This window comes from Bradyrhizobium sp. UFLA05-108, from assembly GCF_059803455.1.
Window position 1 is genome coordinate 1 of record NZ_JBANAZ010000247.1, and the last position, 668, is coordinate 668.

Sequence of the window (668 nt, forward strand, 5' to 3'; positions counted from 1 at the left end):
TTCGGGTATGATGCAGCGTCAAGTTTGGAGGCTGCAGTCATGGCAAAGCGAGTTGGCGTTTATCTGCGGGTCAGCACCGATGGCCAAACCACCGAGAACCAGCGCCGCGAGCTCGAGGCGGTTGCTGCTCGCTCGGGCTGGGAAATCGTCGGCTTCTATGAGGATGCCGGCATTAGCGGCTCCAACGGTCGAGAAAAGCGCCCTGGCTTCGACCGACTGCTCAAGGACGCGACGGCGCGCAAGATCAACATGATTGCCGCCTGGTCGGTGGATCGGCTCGGCCGCAGCCTTCAGCATCTCGTTGGTTTCCTGAACGAGCTGCAGGCGCTGAACTGCAATCTCTATCTGCATCAGCAGGCCATCGACACGACCACACCGTCCGGTCGCGCCATGTTCCAGATGTGTGGCGTCTTTGCCGAGTTTGAGAAGTCCATGATCGTTGAGCGCGTCAATGCCGGTCTTGCGAGAGCCAAGGCCAGCGGCATCAAGCTGGGCCGTGGCAACCGCAAGGACGACGAACGGAGCGCCGATGAGGAGCGCTGGGGCATGAGCAGGGCCGAGTTGGAAAGGCGCATCCTGCGCCTCCACAAGGACGGGACGGGCATCCTGAAGATCGGCCGGACGCTCGGCGTCGGCACGTCAGTCGTGCAGCGGGTGGTGAAGGAGCA

The 668-nt window shown here is 62.3% G+C and carries 1 protein-coding gene; it reads left to right on the top strand.

Annotated elements, in window-relative coordinates; genetic code table 11:
* Positions 1-39: 39 nt before the first annotated feature.
* Positions 40-668, top strand: a 629-nt coding sequence (locus SO140_RS46295) for a recombinase family protein (protein ID WP_498544249.1), incomplete at its 3' end; no start/stop codon positions are given.